A 21430-nucleotide genomic window follows, 5' to 3' on the forward strand; every position below is an offset into this window, starting at 1 on the left:
CGTGCTCGAGGAGATCGTCATCGAGAACCTCGGCGTCATCCGGTCGGCGCGCGTGCCGCTCGGACCGGGCCTGACCGTCATCACGGGGGAGACCGGCGCCGGCAAGACCATGGTGCTCACCGGCCTGGGCCTGCTCATGGGCGGCAAGGCCGATCCCGCGACCGTGCGGCCGGGTGCCGCGACCGCCGTGGTCGAGGGCCGCGTGCGGGTCGTGGACCGTCCAGCGGTGGCGCGCCGGGTCGACGACGCAGGCGGGGAGGTGGACGACGACGGCACCGTCGTCGTGCTGCGGACCGTCGCCGCAGAGGGCCGCTCGCGCGCGCACCTCGGCGGGCGGAGCGTGCCGCAGGGCGTGCTCGCCGAGCTCGCGGACGACCTCGTCACCGTGCACGGGCAGTCGGACCAGCTCCGCCTGCGCACGGCGAGCAGGCAGCGCGAGGCGCTCGACGCGTTCGCCGGACCCGAGCACCGCGCCCTGCTCGACCAGTACCGTGCCGCCTGGGCGGAGCGGAGCGCGCTCCAGGCGGAGATCGACGACCTCACGACCCGAGCCGGCGAGCGGGCGCGCGAGGCCGAGCTCCTGCGCCTCGGCCTCGCCGAGGTGGAGCGCGTCGACCCGCAGCCGGGCGAGGACGTCGAGCTCGCCGCGCTGGTGGCCCGTCTCGGCAACGTCGAGGAGCTGCGCGTCGCGGCACAGCTCGCGCACGACGCGATCGCGGGCGACGACGCCGCCGAGCAGCAGGAGGACGCCGTCACCTCGGTCGACCGCGCTCGCCGCGCGCTCGAGTCGGCGGCTCCCACCGACCCGGCGCTCGCACGGTTCGCCGAACGGCTCGCCGAGGTGGGGTACGTCCTCGCGGACGTCGCCACGGAGATCTCCGGGTACGTCGAGGACCTCGCCGCGGACCCGGCGGGGCTCGAGACGTCGCACGCGCGGCTCGCGGAGCTCGGCACGCTGACCCGCAGCTACGGCCAGACGATCGACGACGTGCTCGCGTGGGCGAGCGACGCCGGGCTGCGCCTGCTGGACCTCGACGACGGCGGTGAGCGGCTGCGCGCCGCGACGGAGCGGCGCGACGAGCTCGACGCGGAGCTGGGGAGCGTCGGCGCCGCGGTCACGGCGTCCCGCGACCGCGCGGGCGCGGAGCTCGCCGCGGCGGTGACGGACGAGCTGCGCGGTCTCGCGATGAGCGGTGCGAGCCTGGTGGTCGACGTCGCTGCGGCGGACGAGCCGGGCCCGTGGGGTGCGGACGCGGTGACGTTCTCCCTCACCCCGCACCCCGGCGCGCCGCCGCGGCCGCTCGGCAAGGGCGCCTCCGGGGGCGAGCTCTCGCGCGTCATGCTCGCCATCGAGGTAGCGCTCGCGACGTCGGCCGTGGGTGCCGACGGCAGCGGGCCGGCGCTGCCGACGTTCGTGTTCGACGAGGTCGACGCGGGGGTCGGGGGGAAGGCGGCGGTCGAGGTGGGCCGGCGGCTCGCGGCGCTCGCACGCCGGGCGCAGGTGGTCGTCGTGACGCACCTCGCGCAGGTCGCGGCCTTCGCCGACGACCAGCTCGTGGTGACGAAGTCCTCCCCGGAGCGCGACGAGGACGGCGACGCCGACAGCCCGGTGACCGTGACGGGCGTGCGGAAGGTCACGGGGGAGGACCGGGTGCGCGAGCTGGCGCGGATGCTGTCCGGACAGGAGGACTCCGACGCGGCCCTGCGGCACGCGCACGAGCTCCTCGAGTCGTCGGTCGTGGGACGATAGGGCACGATGAAGCTGACTCTGCGCAAGACCACGCTGCCGGAGACCGGACCCGACACGTTGGGCCCGGCCAGGGTCGACGCCCGGACGAAGGCCCTGACCAAGCGGCTGCAGCCGGGCGACGTCGCGGTCATCGACCACGTCGACATCGACCGCGTGGCGGCGGACGCCCTCGTCGCGGCGAAGCCCTCGGCGGTCCTCAACGCTGCCCGGTCCGTGTCCGGCAGGTACCCGAACCTCGGCCCCGACATCCTCGTCGCGGCCGGCATCGTGCTCGTCGACGACCTCGGACCGGCGATCATGGCGATCCCGGACGGCCGCGAGGTACGCCTCGACGGGAACAAGATCCTGCTCGGCGACGACCTCGTCGCGGAGGGCGTCGTCCAGACGGAGGCGACGGTCGCCGACAGCCTCGAGGAGGCGCGCGCCAACCTCTCGGCCGAGATCGAGTCGTTCGCCGAGAACACGATGGACTACCTGCGGCGGGAGCGCGAGCTCCTGCTCGACGGCGTCGGCGTCCCGGACATCCGTACCGAGATCGACGGCCGCCAGGTGCTCATCGTGGTGCGCGGCTACCACTACCGCGAGGACCTCGCGACGCTGCGGCCCTACATCAAGGAGTACCGGCCCGTGCTCATCGGGGTCGACGGTGGCGCGGACGCCATCCTCGACGCCGGCTGGAAGCCGGACCTGATCGTGGGCGACATGGACTCGGTGTCGGACCGTGCCCTGAGCTGCGGCGCGGAGATCGTCGTGCACGCGTACCGCGACGGCAAGGCACCGGGGCTCGAGCGGGTGAAGGAGCTCGGGGTGGACCCCGTCGTGTTCCCCGCGACGGGCACGAGCGAGGACATCGCGATGCTCCTCGCCGACGACAAGGGTGCCGAGGTCATCGTCGCCGTCGGCACGCACGCGACGCTCGTCGAGTTCCTCGACAAGGGACGGGCGGGCATGGCGAGCACGTTCCTGACGCGCCTGCGGGTCGGTGGCAAGCTCGTCGACGCCAAGGGCGTCTCGCGCCTGTACCGGCACCGGATCTCCAACGTCCAGCTCACGCTGCTGTCGCTCGCGGGGCTGTTCGCCGTCGTCATGGCGCTGCTGTCGACGTCGGCCGGGCAGACGTTCTTCGGGCTCGTCGGCGCACGGTTCGACGACCTGACCTCCTGGATCGGCGCCCTGTTCGGCGGAGGCTGACCACCGGCGGCACCACGGCGCGACCACGGTCGCCCGAGGAGTCGCCCGGTCGCCGGCGGCACCCGCCTGCCGGCCCTCCGGACCGCACCCGACCACCTGACCACCTGCAGCACGCACCGAAGGACACCACCGCACAGTGATCGACTTCAGGTACCACATCGTCTCGTTGATCTCCGTCTTCCTCGCGCTGGCGGTCGGGATCATCCTCGGCGCCGGGCCGCTCCAGGGCGCGATCGGCGACCAGCTCACCGGGCAGGTCGAGCAGCTGCGCGCCGAGCGCAACGAGCTGCGCGACGAGCTCGACCGGGCGAACGTCACGCTCGACGACGGTGCGCGCTACATCGAGGCGGCCGGCCCTCAGCTCGTCGCCGGGTCGCTCCAGGACCGTCGCGTGGCCGTCGTCGACCTGGACGGTGCCGACGGTGAGCGCGACGAGCAGATCGGCGCGCAGCTCGAGTCCGCGGGCGCGAGCGTCGTCGCGCAGGTGCGTCTCACGGACTCGTGGACGAGCGAGGAGGAGGTGAGCGCGCGGGACACCGTGGCGGAAGGGCTCGCCGACAAGCTCGGCGACGTGCCGGAGGACGCCTCGACGGACCAGCGGCTCGCGCGCGCTCTCGCGCTCGCGCTGACGGGCACGTCCCCGCAGGACCCCGACGCGCGCAGCGACGAGGCCGTGGAGCTCGAGACGCTGCTCGAGCGCTTCGCACTCGTCGACGTGGTCGAGGAGCAGGTCGCGCCGGCCGACGTCGTGCTCCTCCTCGCCGGACCGGCGCCCGAGCAGGCCACCGATGCTGCGGCGGAAGCCACCGAGGCGCCCGCTCCCGACACCACCGTGATCGACATCGAGGTCCAGGTCGCCGTCGCGGCGCAGGACGTCGCGCAGGCCGCCCTCGTCGCCGGGAGCACCGCGGTGCCCGGTGACCTCGTCTCCACGATCCGCGGCTCCGAGGAGCTCGCGGCGAACCTCTCGACGGTGAGCGGGACCGAGGCCGAGCCCGGTCGCATCAACGTGCCGCTCGCGCTCGCGGCCCGGCTCGCGGACCAGGTCGGCCAGTTCGGCTTCGAGGAGAACGCCACGGCGGTCATGCCGCCGGCGGTCGAGCTGCCCCCTGTCGTCCGCGGCTCGGAAGGTGCAGACGACGCCGAGGGCGCCACGACGAGCACGACGACCGACCCGGGCGAGGGCTGACGTGGGGCGCGCGGGATCCGTGCTCCTGGCGGCCGCGGTCGCCGCGGCTACGACGGCTGTTCTGCGGCGGGCGCTCGAAGGTCGCTCCCCGGGCGGTGCCGAGCGCTGGACGCGCACGAACCACCGCGGCGAGCCCATCAGCATGCTCGAGGGTCCCGCCGTCGCCGCCGGCCTCGTCGCCGGAGCGCTCGCCACGGGCGCCGACGCGCGCACGCGGACGGCGACCGCGCTCGCGGCGGCAGGTGGCGGCGCCTTCGGCCTCGTCGACGACCTCACGGAGGACACGTCGACGCGCACGAAGGGGCTGCGCGGGCACCTGGGCGCGCTCGCGCACGGCACGGTCACGACCGGCGGGCTCAAGGTGCTCGGCATCGGCGCGACGTCGCTCGTCGCGGCGGCCGTCGGCACCCGCCGCCGCGGCTCGGCGCTCGGTCACCTCGTCGACGTCGGCGTCAACGGCGCCCTCGTCGCGGGGACCGCCAACCTCGTGAACCTCCTCGACCTGCGCCCGGGCCGCGCCCTCAAGGCGTCCGCGCTCGTCTCCGTGCCGTTCGCCGGGTCGGCAACCGGTGGGACGACAGGCGCCGTCCTCGGTGCGGGCGCCGCCGCCGCACCGGCAGACCTCGGCGAGCGCGACATGCTCGGCGACTGCGGGGCGAACGCACTCGGCGCCGTGCTCGGGAGCCAGGTCGCGTTCGCCGCGCCGCGGGCCGTGCGCTGGCTCGCGCTCGCGGGCGTCGTGGGGCTGACCCTGGCGAGCGAGAAGGTCAGCTTCTCGGCCGTCATCCAGGGCAACGACGTGCTGCGGCGCGTCGACACGTGGGGGCGGCGCGCCGCGTGAGCGGACGTCCCGGGCGCCTGCGCGCGGCGACCCAGACGCTCGCGGGCGCGGCCGTGATGATCACGGTCGTGACGGTCGCGAGCCGTCTCGTCGGTTTCGCGCGGTCGCTCGTGCTGTCGTCGACGCTGGGCACGACCGGCGTCGGGACGGCGTACTCGTCGGCGAACATCCTGCCGAACGTGCTGTTCGAGGTGGCGGCGGGCGGGGCGCTCGCCGGCGCCGTCGTGCCTCTCCTCGCGGGGCCGATCGCGCGCCGCTCGCAGGCGGACGTCTCGCGCATCGCGTCGGCGGTGCTCGGCTGGACGCTGCTCGTGCTCGTGCCGCTGGGCGCGCTCCTCGCGCTGCTCGCGGAGCCGATCGCCGCGACGCTCATGTCGAGGTACCCGGAGCTCGTCGACGTCACGGCGACGTTCGTCCGCGTGTTCGCGCTCCAGGTCCCGCTCTACGGCGTCGCCGTCGTGCTCGGCGGCATCCTCCAGGCGCACAAGCGGTTCTTCTGGCAGGCGTTCTCCCCGTTGCTGTCGAGCCTCGCCGTCATCGCGGTCTACCTCGTGTTCGTCGGGCTCGCCGACGGGAACCAGGCGGACGTCGCCGCGCTCTCGGGCCAGGCGATCGCGTGGCTGGGCTGGGGGACGACCGTCGGGGTAGCGGTCCTCGCGATCCCGCTCGTCGGGCCCGTGCTGCGGACCGGGACCCGGCTGCGGCCGCGGCTGCGGTTCCCGCACGGCGAGGGCGTGCGGGCGCGCAACCTCGCTCTCGCGGGCGTCGGGGCGCTCGTGGCGCAGCAGCTCTCGGTGCTCGCCGCGATGGGCGCCGCGCTGCAGTTCGGCCCCCAGTCGACGTTCCCGACATACACGTTCGTGCAGCAGGTCTACCTCCTCCCGTACGCGGTGCTGGCGTTCCCGCTCGCGACGAGCGCCTTCCCGAGGCTCGCCGAGCACGTCGCCCACGCCCGCCAGGACCGCTTCCGCGAGCTGCTCGCGACGACGACACGCGCGCTGGTCGTCGTCTCGGGGCTCGGCGTCGCGGCGCTCGTCGCGGCGTCCGGGCCGGTCGAGGTGGTGTTCGCCGCCGTCGCGCGGACGACCGTCGAGGGCCTCGGGGCCGGCGTGGCGTGGATGGCCCCGGGCATCGTCGGCTACGCCCTGATCCTGCACCTGTCGCGCGCGCTCTACACGATCGACCGCCAACGCGCCGCGGTCGTCGCGACGGTCGCGGGGTGGGTCGTGGTGGCGGTCGCCGTCTTCGTCCTGCCGGCCGTGACGGGCGCGCGTGACGCCGAGGGCGTGCTGTCGATGCTCGGACTCGCGACCACGCTCGGCATGACCGTCGCGGGCGCGGGTCTGCTCCTCGGCGTCCGGCGGTTCGCCGGGGTCGCGGCGGTCGCCGGCGTGCTGCGCACGCTCCTCGTCACGGGTGTCGGATCCGCTGCCGGAGCCACCCTCGGCGCGCTGCTCTCCCGTGCGCTCCTGCCGGACGACGCGGGCTGGCTCCCGGCCGTCGGCGTCGGGGCCCTCGCGGCGGTCCTCGCGGGCGTCGTCGTTCTGGGGACGTCTCTCGTGGTCGACCGTCCCGCGTTGCTGGGCGTCGTCCGCCGTGGGGCGACGGAGCCGGCGCGCACCGAGGACGGACCGGTCGACACGTCGTCGTCCTGAGGGGAGCACGGCGAGGTGTGAGGCGACCGACGTCGTGCGGGCGCCGGGTCCGCGTGCCGTCGCCCGGGCCGCTGTTAGGATGGAGTTCCGTGGCAGATCACCTGAACCGGCCCTCCTCCCGCCTCAACGCCTCGGGCGCTCGATCCGAGCACCGCACCGCGCACGTCTTCGTCACCGGCGGCGTCGCCTCCTCGCTCGGCAAGGGCCTGACCGCCTCGAGCCTCGGTCGTCTGCTCCGCTCGCGCGGACTGCGGGTCACCATGCAGAAGCTGGATCCGTACCTCAACGTCGATCCCGGGACGATGAACCCGTTCCAGCACGGCGAGGTCTTCGTCACCGAGGACGGCGCCGAGACGGACCTGGACATCGGGCACTACGAGCGCTTCCTCGACGTCGACCTCGAGGCGTCCGCGAACGTCACGACCGGTCAGGTGTACTCCCAGGTCATCGCCCGCGAACGGCGCGGCGAGTACCTCGGCGACACGGTCCAGGTGATCCCGCACATCACCGACGAGATCAAGTCGCGCATGCGCGCCCAGGCGGGCGAGGACGTCGACGTCATCATCACCGAGGTCGGCGGCACGGTCGGCGACATCGAGTCCCAGCCGTTCCTCGAGGCCGCGCGCCAGGTGCGCCACGAGCTCGGCCGCGACGACGTGTTCTTCCTGCACGTCTCGCTCGTGCCGTACATCGGGCCCTCGGGCGAGCTCAAGACGAAGCCGACGCAGCACTCCGTGGCGGCGCTGCGCTCGATCGGCATCCAGCCCGACGCGATCGTGCTGCGGGCCGACCGCGTCGTTCCCGACCCGGTGAAGCGCAAGATCGCGCTCATGTGCGACGTCGACAACGAGGCCGTCGTCAACGCCGTGGACGCACCGAGCATCTACGACATCCCGCGCGTGCTGCACTCGGAGGGCCTGGACGCCTACGTCGTTCGGCGCCTCGGCCTGCCGTTCCACGACGTCGAGTGGGACGGCTGGAGCCAGCTCCTCGAGCGCGTGCACGAGCCCGCCCACCGGGTCGAGGTCGCGCTCGTCGGGAAGTACATCGACCTGCCGGACGCCTACCTGTCCGTCACGGAGGCGCTGCGCGCCGGCGGCTTCGCCAACGACGCGAAGGTCACCATCCGCTGGGTCGCCTCCGACGAGTGCCAGACGCCGGCCGGCGCCGACGACGCGCTGCACGGCGTCGACGCGGTGCTCGTGCCGGGCGGTTTCGGCGTGCGCGGCATCGAGGGCAAGCTCGGCGCCTTGCGGTGGGCGCGCGAGAACAAGGTCCCGACGCTCGGGATCTGCCTCGGTCTCCAGTCGATGGTCATCGAGTACGCGCGCAACGTGCTCGGTATCGCGGACGCGTCCTCGACGGAGTTCCACCCGGAGACGTCGGACCCGGTCATCGCGACGATGGAGGAGCAGCTCGCGATCGTCGGGGGCGACGGCGACCTGGGCGGCACGATGCGCCTCGGCTCGTACGAGGCGGCGCTCGTGCCGGGATCGGTCGTCGCGAAGACGTACGGCGCGGAGCGCGTCTCCGAGCGCCACCGCCACCGCTACGAGGTGAACAACGCGTACCGCGGCCGTCTCGAGGAGGCCGGGCTCGTCGTCTCGGGCGCGTCGCCGGACTCCTCGCTCGTCGAGTTCGTCGAGCTGCCCGCGGACGTGCACCCGTACTACGTGAGCACGCAGGCCCACCCCGAGTTCAAGTCGCGCCCGACCCGCGCGCACCCGTTGTTCGCCGGGCTCGTCGCGGCCGCGCTCGAGAACCAGGCGGACTGAGTGGCCGCCGACCTGGGCGACGCGACGTCGCCGGCCGGTGCGCGCCCGGACGAGCCGGTGGCGGACGCGCTCGCGCCGCGACCGGTCGTGGAGACGTCCCTCGTGCACGAGGGACGCGTCTTCGACCTGCGCTCCGACGTGGTCGAGCTCGATGACGGACCCGTGACGCGCGAGTACCTCGACCACCCGGGGGCGGTCGCGGTCGTCGTCCTGGACGACGACGAGCGCGTCCTCCTGCTGCGCCAGTACCGGCACCCGGTCCGGCGTGAGCTGTGGGAGGTGCCCGCGGGCCTGCTCGACGTCGACGGGGAGGACGCCCAGCTCGCCGGCGCTCGTGAGCTCGCCGAGGAGGCGGACCTCCGGGCGGGTCGCTGGGACGTGCTCGTCGACTACTTCACGACGCCGGGCGGCTCCAACGAGGCGCTGCGCGTGTTCCTCGCGCGCGACCTGTCGCCGGTCCCCGAGGCCGAGCGGTTCGCGCGCGAGGCCGAGGAGCTCGACATGGAGCTGCGCTGGGTCCCGCTCGACGAGGCGCTCCGCGGGGTCCTCGCGGGTGAGCTGCACAACCCGTCGGCCGTCGTCGGCATCCTGGCGGCGGCCGCGTCGCGGGCAGGCGGCTGGTCGTCGCTGCGCCCGGCCGACGCGCCCTGGCCGGAGCGCCGCGGCGGCTGAGCCGGTCGCCCCGGACGCTCAGGCGCCCGGGGCGACCGTCGCCGTCGTGGGAACCTCGAGCGCGCCACGCGTCCGTGTCGTGAGGACCACGCGCGTCGTGCCCGCCACGAGCAGCGCGGACCCCAGCATGTGCAGCCCGACCAGCAGCGCGGGGAGCCCCGTGAAGTACTGGACGTAGCCGATCGCGCCCTGGGCGAGCGTGATGGCGAGCAGGAGCCACGCCGCCCGGCGGACGGTCTCGGACGCCGACCGGACCCGGACCAGGTAGACGACGAGGACGGCCACGAAGGCCCACACGGACCACGCGTGGAGCTTGCTCATGAGCGCCGGGTCGACGGCGAGGCGGTAGCCGACCTCGGAGTCGCCGCTGTGAGGGCCGGCGCCCGTCGTGATCACGCCGAGCACCACGACGACGGCGGTGAGCCCGCCGAGCACCCACGCGAGGGTGCGCGTGGGCACGTCGACGGTCGGCACGGGCGGCCCGTCGCCCTCGCCGGAGCGGTGCAGGAGCAGGAGCGAGACGGCCACGAGCGCCGCCGAGACGACGAAGTGGAGCGAGACCCACCCCGGGTGCAGGTGGAGCAGCACGATGACGCCGCCGATGACCGCCTGCGCGGCGACGCCGAGCAGCGGGACGGCTCCGAGCACGCGGTACGACAGGACGCGTGAGCGGTCCGTCCAGACCAGCACGAGGGCCGCGATCGCGATGACGCTGAGCACGCCGGTGAGCGTGCGGTTCCCGAACTCGACGAACTGGTGGTACGTCGTCTCCGGGTGGAACTGGGCGGTGAACTGACCGGGCTCGCACTGGGGCCAGGTCGAGCAGCCGAGCCCGGAGCCCGTGAGCCGGACCGCGCCGCCCGTGACGATGATGCCGATCTGCGCCACGAGGTTCGCGACGAGCACGGGCTTCGTCCAGCGTCGCCAGCGGGCGAGGCGGTCGGGGTGCTCCGCACCGCCGGCCGTGGTGTCGGTGCCGATGCCGATGGCCGTGTCGCGCGCGGGAGGCGTTGTGCTCACGCGTCCCACGGTATCCGGGCACGCGGTCACGCCCGGAATCCTGCGGGTGTGAGATGCGTCCGCGCGGGCGCTCAGGTCCAGCGGAACAGCTTGCCTGCGCCCCAGCCGAGCGCCGCGGTCCACCCGAGCAGGACGACCACGGAGAACGGCGGCACCGAGCCGTCGAGCAGCGCGCCCCGCATCGCCTCGCCGAGCGCGCCGGAGGGGAGGAGCAGGGCGACGTGGGCGAGCGGCCCGGGGAGCTGCTCCGCGGGCACGAGCACGCCGCCGCCGACGGTGAGGAGCACGAGGACGAGGTTCGCGACGGCGAGCACGCCCTCCGCGCGCAAGGTCCCGGCGAGGAGCATCGCGAGCGACGTGAAGGCCGCGGTGCCGAGCAGGACGGCGAGCACCGCCGCCGGGACTCCCGCGAGGACGGGCTGCCAACCGAGGGCCAGCGCGACGCCGGAGATCACGATCACCTGGACGACCTCGACGGCGAGGACGCCCAGCACCTTGCCCGCGAGCAGCCCGCCGCGGCCCAGGGGAGTGGTCGACATGAGGCGCAGCACACCGTTGCGGCGGTCGAACGCCGTCGCGATGGCCTGGGACGTGAAGGCCGTCGACATGACGGCGAGCGCGAGGACGCCGGGCGTCACGAAGTCGACGCGCGACGCGCCACCCGTGTCGAGGTCGACGAACGACGTGAGGACGAGCCCCAGCAGGAGCATCACCGGCAGGACGACCGTCACGAGCAGCTGCTCGCCGTTGCGCAGGATCATGCGCGTCTCGAACGCGGTCTGTGCCACGACGCGTCGCCACGCGGGTGCGGCGAGCGCGGAGACGGTCGCTGCGGGGCCTGCGGCCACGGGCGCGGCCGTCGACCGGCTCGTGGTCGTCGACGAGTTCTCGGGCGTGGTCATCGCAGGTGCCGTCCCGTGAGGTCGAGGAACACGTCCTCGAGCGTGCGACGGCCCACCGTGACGCGCGAGGCCAGGACGCCGCGAGCGGCGAGCCACGTGGTGAGCACCACGAGCGTCGCGGGGTCGGCGGGCCCGGTGAGGGTGTACGAGCCGGGCTGCGGCTCGGCGACGAGCCATGCGGCCCGCGTCAGGTCGTCGGACAGCGCCGTGGGGTCCGCGAGCGCGGCGTCCAGGCCTGCGAGGTCGAGCCCGGGTTCCGCCTCGAAGCGCACCGTCCGGTCGGCCTCGCCGTCCGCCCCGGCCTCGAGGAGCGAACGCGTGGCACCCGCGGCGATGACCCTGCCGTGGTCGACGACGTAGACCTGGTCCGCCAGGTCCTCCGCCTCGTCCATGAGGTGCGTCGTGAGGACGATGGCGACGCCGTCGGCCCGCAGCTCGCGCACGAGCTCCCACACCGCGTGCCGGCTCTGGGGGTCCATGCCCGCGCTGGGCTCGTCGAGGAACACGACGTCGGGCCGCCCGACCACGGCGGCGGCGAGCGCGAGGCGCTGCCGCTGGCCGCCCGAGAGGCGTCGCACGGTCGTGCGCGCGAAGCTCTCCAGCCCGAGGCGCTCGGTGAGCTCGCCGACGTCGCGCGGCCTCGCGTACATCGACGCGACGTGGCGCAGCATCTCGAGCGCGCGGACCCCGGTCGGCAGGCCGCCGTCCTGCAGCATCACACCGACCCGGGGGCGCAGGTCGCGCGCCTCGGAGACCGGGTCCAGCCCCAGCACCCGGACGCTGCCGGCGTCGGGCGCGCGGAGGCCCTCGCAGCACTCGACGGTCGTCGTCTTCCCCGCGCCGTTCGGTCCGAGCACCGCGGTGATCGCGCCGCGCTCCGCGGTGAGCGACACGCCGTCGACGACGGCACGACCGTCGTAGCGCTTCACGAGGTCGTGCACGAGCACGGCAGGGGCGGGCACCCGGCCGATTCTAGGGGTCTCGCGCGTCACCGAGCCGCCCCGCGGGCCCGGACGGCACGGCTGTCGCGTACGCCACATCCGTGCCCGCAGGACGCGGGTCTGAGGGTGGCCTTGCTTGCGCTCCGGCAATTAGGGAACAACCATGTTGTCTATATCGGGGGCGCGTCGTGCGCGCGAGCGACCCGGTCCCTGATCCACCGACGACCCGCAGAGGACGCACCGCAGGAGGTGAGCATGGCAGCAGGAGCAACCCCGCCCGGCATGCTGCGCCCCGTGGTGCACCCCGCGGACGCGGACGGACGCACGCGCGAGCGCGTGCTCGAGCTCGTCGCGAGCGCGGGCCCCGTGAGCGCCGCCGACCTCGCGGCGACCCTCGGCCTCACCCCGGCCGCGGTCCGCCGCCACCTCGCCCTCCTCGAGGTGGACGACCTCGTCGCCGTGCACGACGCCGGTCACGCCACCGGGATGCGCGGTCGCCCCGCGCGGCGGTACGTGGCGACGTCCGCCGGACAGGGCGAGCTCTCGGGCACGTACGCCGACCTCGCCACCGACGCCCTGCGCTTCCTCCGCGACGTGGCCGGTCCCGACGCCGTCGAGCGGTTCGCGCACGAGCGGCTCGCCGAGCTCGGCGAGCGCTACGCCGGACGCCTGGACGCCGACGACGTCGAGGGCCGGGCCGCGCAGCTCGCCGCGGCGCTCGCGGACGACGGCTACGCGGCCAGCGTGCGTCCCGTCCCCGGGACCTCGGCCGTGCAGCTGTGCCAGGGGCACTGCCCCGTGCAGCACGTCGCGGAGGAGTTCCCGCAGCTGTGCGAGGCCGAGGCCCAGGTCTTCGCCCAGCTCCTCGGCTCGCACGTGCAGCGTCTCGCGACCCTCGCCGGGGGCGGGCACGCGTGCACGACGAACATCCCGCTCCACCCGGCCGCCCGGCTCCCGGGCGCCGGTGACGTCCGGACGCGCGGGAGACCGCCGTCGGGCACGGGCTGACAGCACCGCACGACGACCCGTCACCACCTGACCACCCGCACGACCGCACGACGCCGGGTATCCCGGCCGCCCCGAACCGACTGCCCCCTCCGCATCGACGGACAGTGGAAGGAACACCATGAGCGCTCCCACCCAGGACGCCGCCGGCACGGCTCTGCCGACCGGTGAGAAGCAGACCGACGACGAGATCATCGCCTCGATCGGCTCCTACGAGTACGGCTGGCACGACAGCGACGCCGCCGGGATGTCCGCGCAGCGCGGGCTCTCCGAGGAGGTCGTGCGCAACATCTCCGCGCTGAAGAACGAGCCGGAGTGGATGCTCAAGGGCCGCCTCAAGGCGCTGCGCCTGTTCGACAAGAAGCCGATGCCGAGCTGGGGCTCCGACCTCACGGGCATCCACTTCGACAAGATCAAGTACTTCGTGCGCTCCACGGAGAAGCAGGCCACGAGCTGGGACGACCTGCCCGAGGACATCAAGGCCACGTACGACCGGCTCGGCATCCCGGAAGCGGAGAAGCAGCGCCTCGTCGCGGGCGTCGCGGCGCAGTACGAGTCCGAGGTCGTCTACCACCAGATCCGCGAGGACCTCGAGGCGCAGGGCGTCATCTTCGTCGACACGGACACGGGCCTGCGCGAGTACCCGGAGCTCTTCCAGGAGTACTTCGGCACGGTCATCCCGTCCGGTGACAACAAGTTCGCGGCGCTCAACTCGGCCGTGTGGTCGGGCGGGTCGTTCGTCTACGTGCCGCCGGGCGTGCACGTCGAGATCCCGCTCCAGGCCTACTTCCGCATCAACACGGAGAACATGGGCCAGTTCGAGCGGACGCTGATCATCGCGGACGAGGGCTCGTACGTGCACTACGTCGAGGGCTGCACCGCGCCGATCTACTCGAGCGACTCGCTGCACTCCGCGGTCGTCGAGATCATCGTCAAGAAGAACGCGCGCGTGCGCTACACGACCATCCAGAACTGGTCGAACAACGTCTACAACCTCGTGACCAAGCGGGCGACCGCGGCCGAGGGCGCGACGATGGAGTGGGTCGACGGCAACATCGGCTCGAAGGTCACCATGAAGTACCCGGCGATCTACCTGCTCGGCGAGCACGCGCGCGGCGAGACGCTCTCCATCGCGTTCGCGGGCGAGGGCCAGCACCAGGACGCGGGCGCGAAGATGGTGCACGCCGCGCCGCACACGTCGTCGTCGATCGTCTCGAAGTCGGTCGCGCGCGGCGGTGGCCGCACGTCCTACCGCGGCCTGGTCCAGGTGCTCGAGGGCGCCTCGCACTCGGCCTCGACCGTGCTGTGCGACGCGCTCCTCGTCGACCAGATCTCCCGGTCCGACACCTACCCGTACGTCGACGTCCGCGAGGACGACGTGTCCATGGGGCACGAGGCGACGGTCTCGCGGGTGAGCGAGGACCAGCTGTTCTACCTCATGTCCCGGGGCATGGAGGAGACCGAGGCGATGGCCATGATCGTGCGCGGGTTCGTCGAGCCCATCGCGCGCGAGCTGCCCATGGAGTACGCGCTCGAGCTCAACCGCCTCATCGAGCTGCAGATGGAAGGGTCCGTCGGCTGATATGACCACCACCACCATTCCCGAAGAGGCCGGACTGACCACCGACCACTCGCGCGCGCAGGCCGACGGGGCGCACTCCCACGGCGTCGTCCCGCAGGGCTCGCGCGCCGAGCGCCTCACGTCGTTCGACCTCGCCGACATCCCCGTGCCCTCCGGGCGCGAGGAGGAGTGGCGCTTCTCGCCCGTCGCGCGGCTCGCGCCGCTGTTCGACGACAAGCTCGTCGGGCAGTCCGGCGGCGGCGACGTCCGTGTCACGGTCGTCGAGGCGCCCGAGGTGCAGGTCTCGATCGTCGGTCGCGGCGACGAGCGGCTCGGCACGGCCGGCAAGCCGGGCGACCGGACCGCCGTCACGGCGTGGAACTCCTTCGAGCAGGCGACGGTCATCACCGTGCCGAAGGAGGCCGTCGCGTCGGACGTCACCTCGGTGCGCGTCGAGGGCCACGGCGCCACGCCGACCGCGAGCCATGTCCTCGTGCGCGCCGAGCGGCACTCCGAGGCCGTCGTCGTGCTCGACCACATCGGTGCCGCGACGCTCAACGAGACGGTCGAGATCGTCGTCGAGGACGGCGCCCACCTCACCGTGGTCTCGGTCCAGGACTGGGCCGACGGCGCGGTGCACGCCTCGTCGCACCGTGCCCGCATCGGTCGGGACGCGCGCCTCAAGCACGTGGTCGTGACGCTCGGCGGCGACGTCGTGCGCATCACGCCCGACGCGGAGTTCACCGCCGAGGGCGGTGAGGTCGAGATGGTCGGCCTGTACTTCGCGGACGCGGACCAGCACCAGGAGCACCGCCTGTTCGTGGACCACGCCGTCCCGCGCTGCAAGTCCCGCGTGACGTACAAGGGCGCGCTGCAGGGCGAGGGTGCGCACACGGTGTGGGTGGGCGACGTGCTCATCCAGGCCGCGGCCGAGGGCACCGACACGTACGAGCTCAACCGCAACCTCGTCCTCTCCGACGGGGCGCGCGCGGACTCCGTGCCGAACCTCGAGATCGAGACGGGCGAGATCGAGGGCGCGGGTCACGCGTCGGCGACCGGCCGGTTCGACGACGAGCAGCTCTTCTACCTGCAGGCCCGGGGCATCCCCGAGATCGAGGCGCGCCGTCTCGTCGTGCGCGGCTTCTTCGCCGAGCTCATCCACGAGATCGGCGTCGAGTCGGTCGAGCAGCGCCTGCTGGACGCGATCGAGCGCGAGCTGAGCAAGTCGATGTCCGTCATCGACGGGACGGCCGAGGGCGTGGCGTGACCGCACAGCTCGCCTGCACCACCGCGGACCTCGGACCGGAGGAGGCGCTGCGCGTCGAGCTCGCGTCCGCCGCGGGTGCCACCGTCGAGGTCGCCGTCGTGCGCGACGGCGACGGCGGGTGGCACGCCATCTCGGACATCTGCTCGCACGGGGCCGTGTCCCTGTCGGACGGCGAGGTGGAGGGCTGCTTCGTCGAGTGCTGGCTGCACGGCTCGCAGTTCGACCTGCGGACCGGTCAGCCCACGGCGCTCCCCGCGATGCGGCCCGTGCCCGTCTACCCGGTGACGGTCGACGGCGAGCGCGTGCTCGTCGACGTCGACTCCACCGTCGGCACCCCCTGACACCCGGCCCGAGCGGCCGCACCCGAACGTCATCACCACACTTCTGGGAGAACCACGAATGTCCACTCTCGAGATCCGCGACCTGCACGTCAGCGTCGAGACCAAGGAAGGGCCGAAGCCGATCCTGCGCGGCGTCGACCTGACCATCAACAGCGGCGAGATCCACGCCATCATGGGACCGAACGGCTCGGGCAAGTCCACGCTCGCCTACTCCATCGCCGGTCACCCCAAGTACCAGGTGACGAGCGGCTCCGTGACGCTCGACGGCGAGGACGTCCTCGCGATGAGCGTCGACGAGCGCGCCCGCGCCGGCGTGTTCCTCGCGATGCAGTACCCCGTCGAGGTGCCGGGCGTGAGCGTCTCGAACTTCCTGCGCACCGCGAAGACCGCGATCGACGGCGAGGCCCCCGCGCTGCGCCACTGGACCAAGGACGTCAAGGGCGCCATGGAGCGCCTGCGGATGGACGCGTCGTTCGCGGAGCGCTCGGTCAACGAGGGCTTCTCGGGTGGTGAGAAGAAGCGTCACGAGATCCTCCAGATGGAGCTCCTCAGCCCGAAGTTCGCCGTCCTCGACGAGACCGACTCCGGCCTCGACGTCGACGCGCTGCGCATCGTCTCCGAGGGCGTCAACCGCGTCCACGGCAACACCGACGCAGGCTTCCTGCTCATCACGCACTACACGCGCATCCTGCGCTACATCAAGCCGGACTTCGTCCACGTCTTCGTCGACGGCAAGGTCGCGGAGCAGGGTGGCTCGGAGCTCGCGGACCGCCTCGAGGAGGAGGGCTACGACCGCTACCTCGGCGGCTCGGTCGAGTCCGCCTCGGCCGCGTCGGCCTGACCGAGCGGTCCCGACCGCACGGCGCCGCAGCACCTGTGAGGAGACGACCATGACGACCACCGCGCACACCGCCGGCCGGCTCGACGGCAGCCCGTCGCGCCTGACGGCGGGCGAGCTCGCCGCCGTGCGGGCGGACTTCCCGCTGCTCGAGCGCACCGTGCGCGGTGGTCGTCCGCTCGTCTACCTCGACTCCGCGGCGACGTCGCAGAAGCCGCAGGTCGTCCTCGACACCGAGGTCGACTTCTACGAGGAGCGCAACGCCGCGGTGCACCGCGGCGCGCACCAGCTCGCCGAGGAGGCGACCGAGGCGTTCGAGGACGCCCGGGCCGACGTCGCGGCGTTCGTGGGCGCGCGACCGGGCGAGATCGTCTGGACGTCCGGCGCGACGGCCGCGATCAACCTCGTCGCGTACGGCCTGTCGAACGCGACGCTCGGCCGTGGGGGATCCGCGGCCCGCCGCTTCGCGCTCGCACCGGGCGACGAGATCGTCGTCACCGAGGCGGAGCACCACGCCAACATCGTGCCGTGGCAGGAGCTCGCGGCACGCACGGGCGCCGTGCTGCGGTGGTTCGAGGTCGACGACGACGGGCGTGTGCGCGTCGAGGACGCGGCCACGGTGATCACCGAGCGCACGCGCGTCGTCGCGTTCACGCACGTGTCGAACGTGACGGGTGCGATCACGCCGGTGGCGCCGATCGTCGCGCGGGCGCGCGAGGTCGGCGCCCTCACGGTGCTCGACGCGTGCCAGTCGGTGCCGCACCTGCCCGTCGACCTGCCGGCGCTCGGCGTCGACTTCGCGGTCTTCTCCGCGCACAAGATGCTCGGCCCGACGGGCGTCGGCGCGCTCTACGGACGGCGCGAGCTGCTCGAGGCGCTGCCGCCCGTCACGACCGGCGGGTCGATGATCGAGGTCGTCACGATGACCGAGTCGTCGTACATGGCGCCGCCCCAGCGGTTCGAGGCGGGCACGCAGGCCGTGGCGCAGATCGTCGGGTTCGGTGCCGCGGCGCGGTACCTGCACGAGCTCGGCATGGAGGGCGTCGCCGCGCACGAGCACGACCTCGCGGCCGAGCTCCTGCGCGTCGGGGAGATCCCGGGCGTGCGGGTCGTGGGTCCGCGCGAGCCTGTCGACCGTCTCGCCGTCGTGTCGTTCGTCGTGGACGGCGTGCACGCGCACGACGTCGGGCAGGTGCTCGACGACGCGGGCATCGCCGTGCGCGTGGGCCACCACTGCGCCCAGCCCCTGCACCGGCGGTTCGGCGTCGCGGCGACGGCTCGCGCGTCCGCGTCGGTGTACACGACGCGCGAGGACGTCGACGCGTTCCGGGAAGCGTTGGCGGGGGTCCGCGCGTTCTTCTCGGTGGACTGAGAGGACTCCGGATGAGCTCGATGGAGCAGATGTACCAGCAGGTCATCCTCGACCACGCGAGGACCCCGCACGGGCGAGGTCTCGTCGAGGTGACCGACGGCGCCCCGAGCGGCCAGTCGCACCAGGTCAACCCGACGTGCGGCGACGAGGTGACGCTGCGCGTGGAGCTCGGCGGCCTGGCCGACGGCGACGCCGCGGGACCCGTGGTCCGGCGCGTGAGCTGGGAGGGACAGGGGTGCAGCATCTCCCAGGCGTCCCTGTCGGTGCTCACCGACCTCGTGACCGGCCGTCCCGTGACCGAGGCCGAGCACCTCGGCGAGGTGTTCCGCGAGCTCATGGGCTCGCGCGGCAAGGGCCTCGACGAGGCCGCGGAGGACGAGCTGGAGGACGCCACGGCGTTCACGGGCGTCTCGCAGTACCCTGCCCGCATCAAGTGCGCCCTGCTCGGCTGGGCGGCGCTGCGGGACTCGCTCGTGACCTCGGGCGCACTGGACCGGGTCGCCACAGACCAGAACCGCGCGGCGCACGCTGCCGGGGCAACAACGGAGGAGAACCGATGAGCACCGAGACCGGCGCACCCGTGGAGGGTGTCGCACCGAGCCCGCCGAACGTCGCGGACGTCGAGGAGGCGCTGCGCGACGTCATCGACCCCGAGCTCGGCATCAACGTCGTCGACCTCGGCCTCATCTACGGCATCCAGATCGACCAGAACAACCACGCGGTCATCGACATGACGCTCACGTCCGCGGCCTGCCCGCTGACCGACGTCATCGAGGACCAGTCCGCGCAGGCGCTCGACGGCCTCGTCGACGGCTTCCGCGTCAACTGGGTCTGGATGCCGCCGTGGGGCCCGGAGAAGATCACCGACGACGGCAAGGACCAGCTCCGCGCGCTGGGGTTCAACGTCTGACGACTGCCTCGCACCACCGACGCCGCGCCCCCGTACGGGGGCGCGGCGTCGTGCTGTCGCGACAGCGACGAGGGAGGCCATGACCGACCGGGCTCACCCGGCGTCGCCGCCCGTGTCGTCGCTGTTCACGATCTGGTTGCGGATCCTTCTGGTGCGTTGACGTGGACTGTCCTGAGTGTTGGGATATGTGCGCCCACACCACTTTTCGGAGGATCACGTGACACAGCAGGACCAGACCGGCTCGGGCGGATCGCGGCAGGCGCGCTACCGCGGCAGGCACCTCCCGATGGTCGCGGTGGTCGTCGCGGCGACGATCGCCACCGCCCTGGCCTACAGCGGCATGGTCCTGTTCGGTCTCGAGGTCGCGCACATGTCGCCGCTCGAGGCGTACGGCCTGGCGGGCTTCCTCGAGGTCAGCCTCGTCGCCGTGGCGCTCATGGCGCGCAACGCGGCGCTCGAGGGCCGCCCGTACGGCATCCTCCTCACGCTCACCTGGGTGCTCTCGGGCACGTCCGGCGTGTTCGCGGCGCTCCACGAGATCGCCGTCCCGACCGACAGCACCCCGTACATGGTGGTGTTCCGGTTCGTGCCGCCGCTGGTCGCCGCGCTCATGTGGCACCTCGCCCTCGTGGGGGAGCGGCACATGGTCACGGGCCACACCCTCGACGAGCGTCGCCGCGAGACGCGCGTCCACGGGTACGTCACCGCCCTGGAGCAGTGGCGCGACGCACGCGTCGACAGCTCCGGCTCGGCGGCTGACCTGCGCAAGGTCCGTGCCGCCCACCAGCGTCAGCGCGCCGCTCGGGACGGTGCCCTCAAGCTGCTGACGGTCGAGGACTTCGAGCGCCGCATGCAGATCTGGGTCGACCGCCTGGAGGCCGCAGAGCGCCACGCCAACCGGCTCGACCTCATCGGGGCGAGCTCCGTCAAGCGTGGCACCGCCCGTGGGCCGGCCGAGACCTCCGCGGACCTCGCGGCCCGGACCGCCGCGCCCGCCGAGGCGCGCGGCCCGGAGAGCCTCGCGCTGGAGTCGGCGCGCGACGCCGATGTCCGCGCGATCGAGGCCCCGCAGTCCGTCGTGCCGACTCCGGGACGCCGGGCCGGCGCGGCACGGGCCGAGGCTCCGGTCGTCGATCCGGACGAGCAGCCCTACGCGCCCGAGACCGCCTTCGAGGCGCTTCCCGACCTCTCGGCGCGGGTCAAGGAGGTGTTCGGGCGCACCGGACCGCTCCCCTGGGACCAGCCCGTCCCGGACACCACCGGCGCGGCGCAGGCCGTCGAGCCCGCAGCCGTGACGGGTCACACCCGGCGCGTCGAGGTCTTCGACCTCGACCGTCCCCGAGGGGGCGCGCAGGCCGCGGCGACCGGGACCGACGAGGCCTCGCTGGGCGAGGACCCGACCGCCGAGCGCGACCGCCGCATCGTCGAGCTCGCCCGCCAGGGCCTGAACCAGCGGGAGATCGCCCAGCAGGTCTCGGCGTCGCGGTCGACCGTCAGCCGCATCGTGCGCCGCTACGAGGACCAGAAGCCCGTGGCGGAGGACGACCGGGAGCTCGCGAACGCCTGAACCAGACCGTCACGCACGACGGTCGCGGGCTGAACGGCCTGAACGGCCTGAACGGCGTGACGGCGGAGCCGGCCACGGCGACACGACACGCTCCCGGCGGGTCCGGGCCCGGTGGGCGGCGGTCCTCTAGCCTGACGACATCCCGTCAGCAGACGGGGACCGTGCGCCGAGCGCTGGCAAGGGAGTCGCGCGTGCGCGTCCTGCTCGTCATCGACCAGTTCGAGGATCCCACCAACGGGACGACGATCTCGGCCCGGCGCTTCGCGAACGCCCTGCGCGGGCGTGGCCACGAGGTGCGCGTCGCGTGCTGCGGCGACGCGGCTCGCGTGACGTCGACCCCGAGACCTCCGCGGACGACGTCGTGCGCTACCGGCTCGAACGGCGTGGAGCGTTCGCGTACGCCTGCCGGCTGGTCGTGCCGGTCGTGCCGATGGTCTTCACCTACGGCCGACGGTCCCGGTGGCGCCCCCGGCCACCGCTGCGGCTGACGATCCTCCCGGCCGAGCGACCCCGGGGCGCCGGCCCTGCCGACGTCGTCGAGCTCATGACCCGGTGCCGTGCGGCGATGGAGGCGGTCGTGCTGGAGTCTCGCGGCGACGTCGCCCGGTGGTGAGCCCACCCGGCCTACGATGC

General features: G+C 73.5%; 20 protein-coding genes. 17 read left to right on the plus strand and 3 right to left on the minus strand.

The genetic code is table 11. From position 1 onward, the window contains the following. The first annotated feature begins 1 nt into the window (after nucleotide 1). The 7 genes from recN to NFS20_RS05825 all read left to right on the plus strand — a co-directional run bounded on the left by recN (nucleotide 2) and on the right by NFS20_RS05825 (nucleotide 9073). Nucleotides 2-1750 carry a DNA repair protein RecN gene (gene recN, locus NFS20_RS05795; RefSeq protein WP_251150802.1) on the plus strand — a complete coding sequence of 583 codons (1749 nt, stop codon included), beginning with the start codon at nucleotides 2-4 and terminating at the stop codon, nucleotides 1748-1750. 6 nt (nucleotides 1751-1756) lie between these two features. Further along, entirely contained in the window at nucleotides 1757-2941 is a 1185-nt protein-coding gene (gene steA, locus NFS20_RS05800) for a putative cytokinetic ring protein SteA (RefSeq protein ID WP_251150803.1), read from the plus strand. 136 nt (nucleotides 2942-3077) lie between these two features. After that, nucleotides 3078-4130 carry a copper transporter gene (locus tag NFS20_RS05805; RefSeq protein ID WP_251150804.1) on the plus strand — a complete coding sequence of 351 codons (1053 nt, stop codon included), beginning with the start codon at nucleotides 3078-3080 and terminating at the stop codon, nucleotides 4128-4130. A 142-nt stretch (nucleotides 4131-4272) separates the two neighbouring features. Next, the gene (locus NFS20_RS05810; RefSeq protein ID WP_353050424.1) at nucleotides 4273-4971 is read left to right on the plus strand and encodes a hypothetical protein; all 699 of its coding nucleotides are present in this window, start codon (nucleotides 4273-4275) and stop codon (nucleotides 4969-4971) included. After that, a complete protein-coding gene (murJ, locus tag NFS20_RS05815; protein ID WP_251150806.1) occupies nucleotides 4968-6626 on the plus strand; it encodes a murein biosynthesis integral membrane protein MurJ in 1659 nt (552 codons plus the stop codon). Before NFS20_RS05810 ends, murJ begins: the two co-directional genes overlap by 4 nt. Before the next feature lie 101 nt (nucleotides 6627-6727). After that, nucleotides 6728-8401, plus strand: coding sequence for a CTP synthase (gene pyrG, locus NFS20_RS05820; RefSeq protein ID WP_251151227.1), 1674 nt, complete (start codon nucleotides 6728-6730; stop codon nucleotides 8399-8401). Beyond that, nucleotides 8402-9073, plus strand: a complete 672-nt coding sequence (locus NFS20_RS05825) for an NUDIX domain-containing protein (protein ID WP_251150807.1) — start codon at nucleotides 8402-8404, stop codon at nucleotides 9071-9073. It begins immediately after the preceding gene. A gap of 18 nt (nucleotides 9074-9091) precedes the next feature. On the opposite strand, the gene NFS20_RS05830 is transcribed toward NFS20_RS05825, so the two are convergent. The 3 genes from NFS20_RS05830 to NFS20_RS05840 all read right to left on the minus strand — a co-directional run bounded on the left by NFS20_RS05830 (nucleotide 9092) and on the right by NFS20_RS05840 (nucleotide 11957). After that, nucleotides 9092-10093, minus strand: a complete 1002-nt coding sequence (locus NFS20_RS05830) for a COX15/CtaA family protein (RefSeq protein WP_502800784.1) — start codon at nucleotides 10091-10093, stop codon at nucleotides 9092-9094. A 71-nt stretch (nucleotides 10094-10164) separates the two neighbouring features. Further along, nucleotides 10165-10995, minus strand: a complete 831-nt coding sequence (locus tag NFS20_RS05835; protein ID WP_502800785.1) for an ABC transporter permease — start codon at nucleotides 10993-10995, stop codon at nucleotides 10165-10167. Further along, entirely contained in the window at nucleotides 10992-11957 is a 966-nt protein-coding gene (locus NFS20_RS05840; RefSeq protein WP_251150808.1) for an ABC transporter ATP-binding protein, read from the minus strand. The genes NFS20_RS05835 and NFS20_RS05840 overlap by 4 nt, the downstream gene beginning before the upstream one ends. A gap of 234 nt (nucleotides 11958-12191) precedes the next feature. Between NFS20_RS05840 and NFS20_RS05845 the strand changes: the two genes are divergently transcribed. From NFS20_RS05845 to NFS20_RS05890, 10 genes are all read left to right on the plus strand, one after another. After that, on the plus strand, nucleotides 12192-12944 hold the full coding sequence (locus NFS20_RS05845) for a helix-turn-helix transcriptional regulator (RefSeq protein ID WP_251150809.1): 753 nt from the start codon (nucleotides 12192-12194) through the stop codon (nucleotides 12942-12944). 118 nt (nucleotides 12945-13062) lie between these two features. Further along, nucleotides 13063-14523, plus strand: coding sequence for a Fe-S cluster assembly protein SufB (gene sufB, locus NFS20_RS05850; protein WP_251150810.1), 1461 nt, complete (start codon nucleotides 13063-13065; stop codon nucleotides 14521-14523). A 1-nt stretch (nucleotide 14524) separates the two neighbouring features. Beyond that, entirely contained in the window at nucleotides 14525-15769 is a 1245-nt protein-coding gene (gene sufD / locus NFS20_RS05855) for a Fe-S cluster assembly protein SufD (protein ID WP_251150811.1), read from the plus strand. Next, nucleotides 15766-16110: a non-heme iron oxygenase ferredoxin subunit gene (locus NFS20_RS05860; protein ID WP_251150812.1), complete on the plus strand. Its 345-nt coding sequence runs from the start codon at nucleotides 15766-15768 to the stop codon at nucleotides 16108-16110. Before sufD ends, NFS20_RS05860 begins: the two co-directional genes overlap by 4 nt. Nucleotides 16111-16168: 58 nt before the next feature. Continuing rightward, nucleotides 16169-16951, plus strand: a complete 783-nt coding sequence (sufC, locus tag NFS20_RS05865; RefSeq protein ID WP_251150813.1) for a Fe-S cluster assembly ATPase SufC — start codon at nucleotides 16169-16171, stop codon at nucleotides 16949-16951. Nucleotides 16952-17000: 49 nt separating this feature from the next. Then, nucleotides 17001-18320: a cysteine desulfurase gene (locus tag NFS20_RS05870; protein WP_251150814.1), complete on the plus strand. Its 1320-nt coding sequence runs from the start codon at nucleotides 17001-17003 to the stop codon at nucleotides 18318-18320. An 11-nt stretch (nucleotides 18321-18331) separates the two neighbouring features. Continuing rightward, nucleotides 18332-18880, plus strand: a complete 549-nt coding sequence (gene sufU / locus NFS20_RS05875) for a Fe-S cluster assembly sulfur transfer protein SufU (RefSeq protein ID WP_251150815.1) — start codon at nucleotides 18332-18334, stop codon at nucleotides 18878-18880. Then, complete coding sequence (locus NFS20_RS05880; protein WP_251150816.1) at nucleotides 18877-19230, plus strand: metal-sulfur cluster assembly factor; 354 nt, start codon at nucleotides 18877-18879, stop codon at nucleotides 19228-19230. The genes sufU and NFS20_RS05880 overlap by 4 nt, the downstream gene beginning before the upstream one ends. 217 nt (nucleotides 19231-19447) lie before the next feature. Continuing rightward, a complete protein-coding gene (locus NFS20_RS05885; protein ID WP_251150817.1) occupies nucleotides 19448-20797 on the plus strand; it encodes a helix-turn-helix domain-containing protein in 1350 nt (449 codons plus the stop codon). Between the two features lie 304 nt (nucleotides 20798-21101). Next, nucleotides 21102-21410: a hypothetical protein gene (locus NFS20_RS05890; protein WP_251150818.1), complete on the plus strand. Its 309-nt coding sequence runs from the start codon at nucleotides 21102-21104 to the stop codon at nucleotides 21408-21410. Nucleotides 21411-21430 lie beyond the last annotated feature (20 nt).

The organism is Cellulosimicrobium sp. Marseille-Q4280 (genome assembly GCF_943181405.1).
Taxonomy (GTDB): Bacteria; Actinomycetota; Actinomycetes; order Actinomycetales; family Cellulomonadaceae; genus Cellulosimicrobium.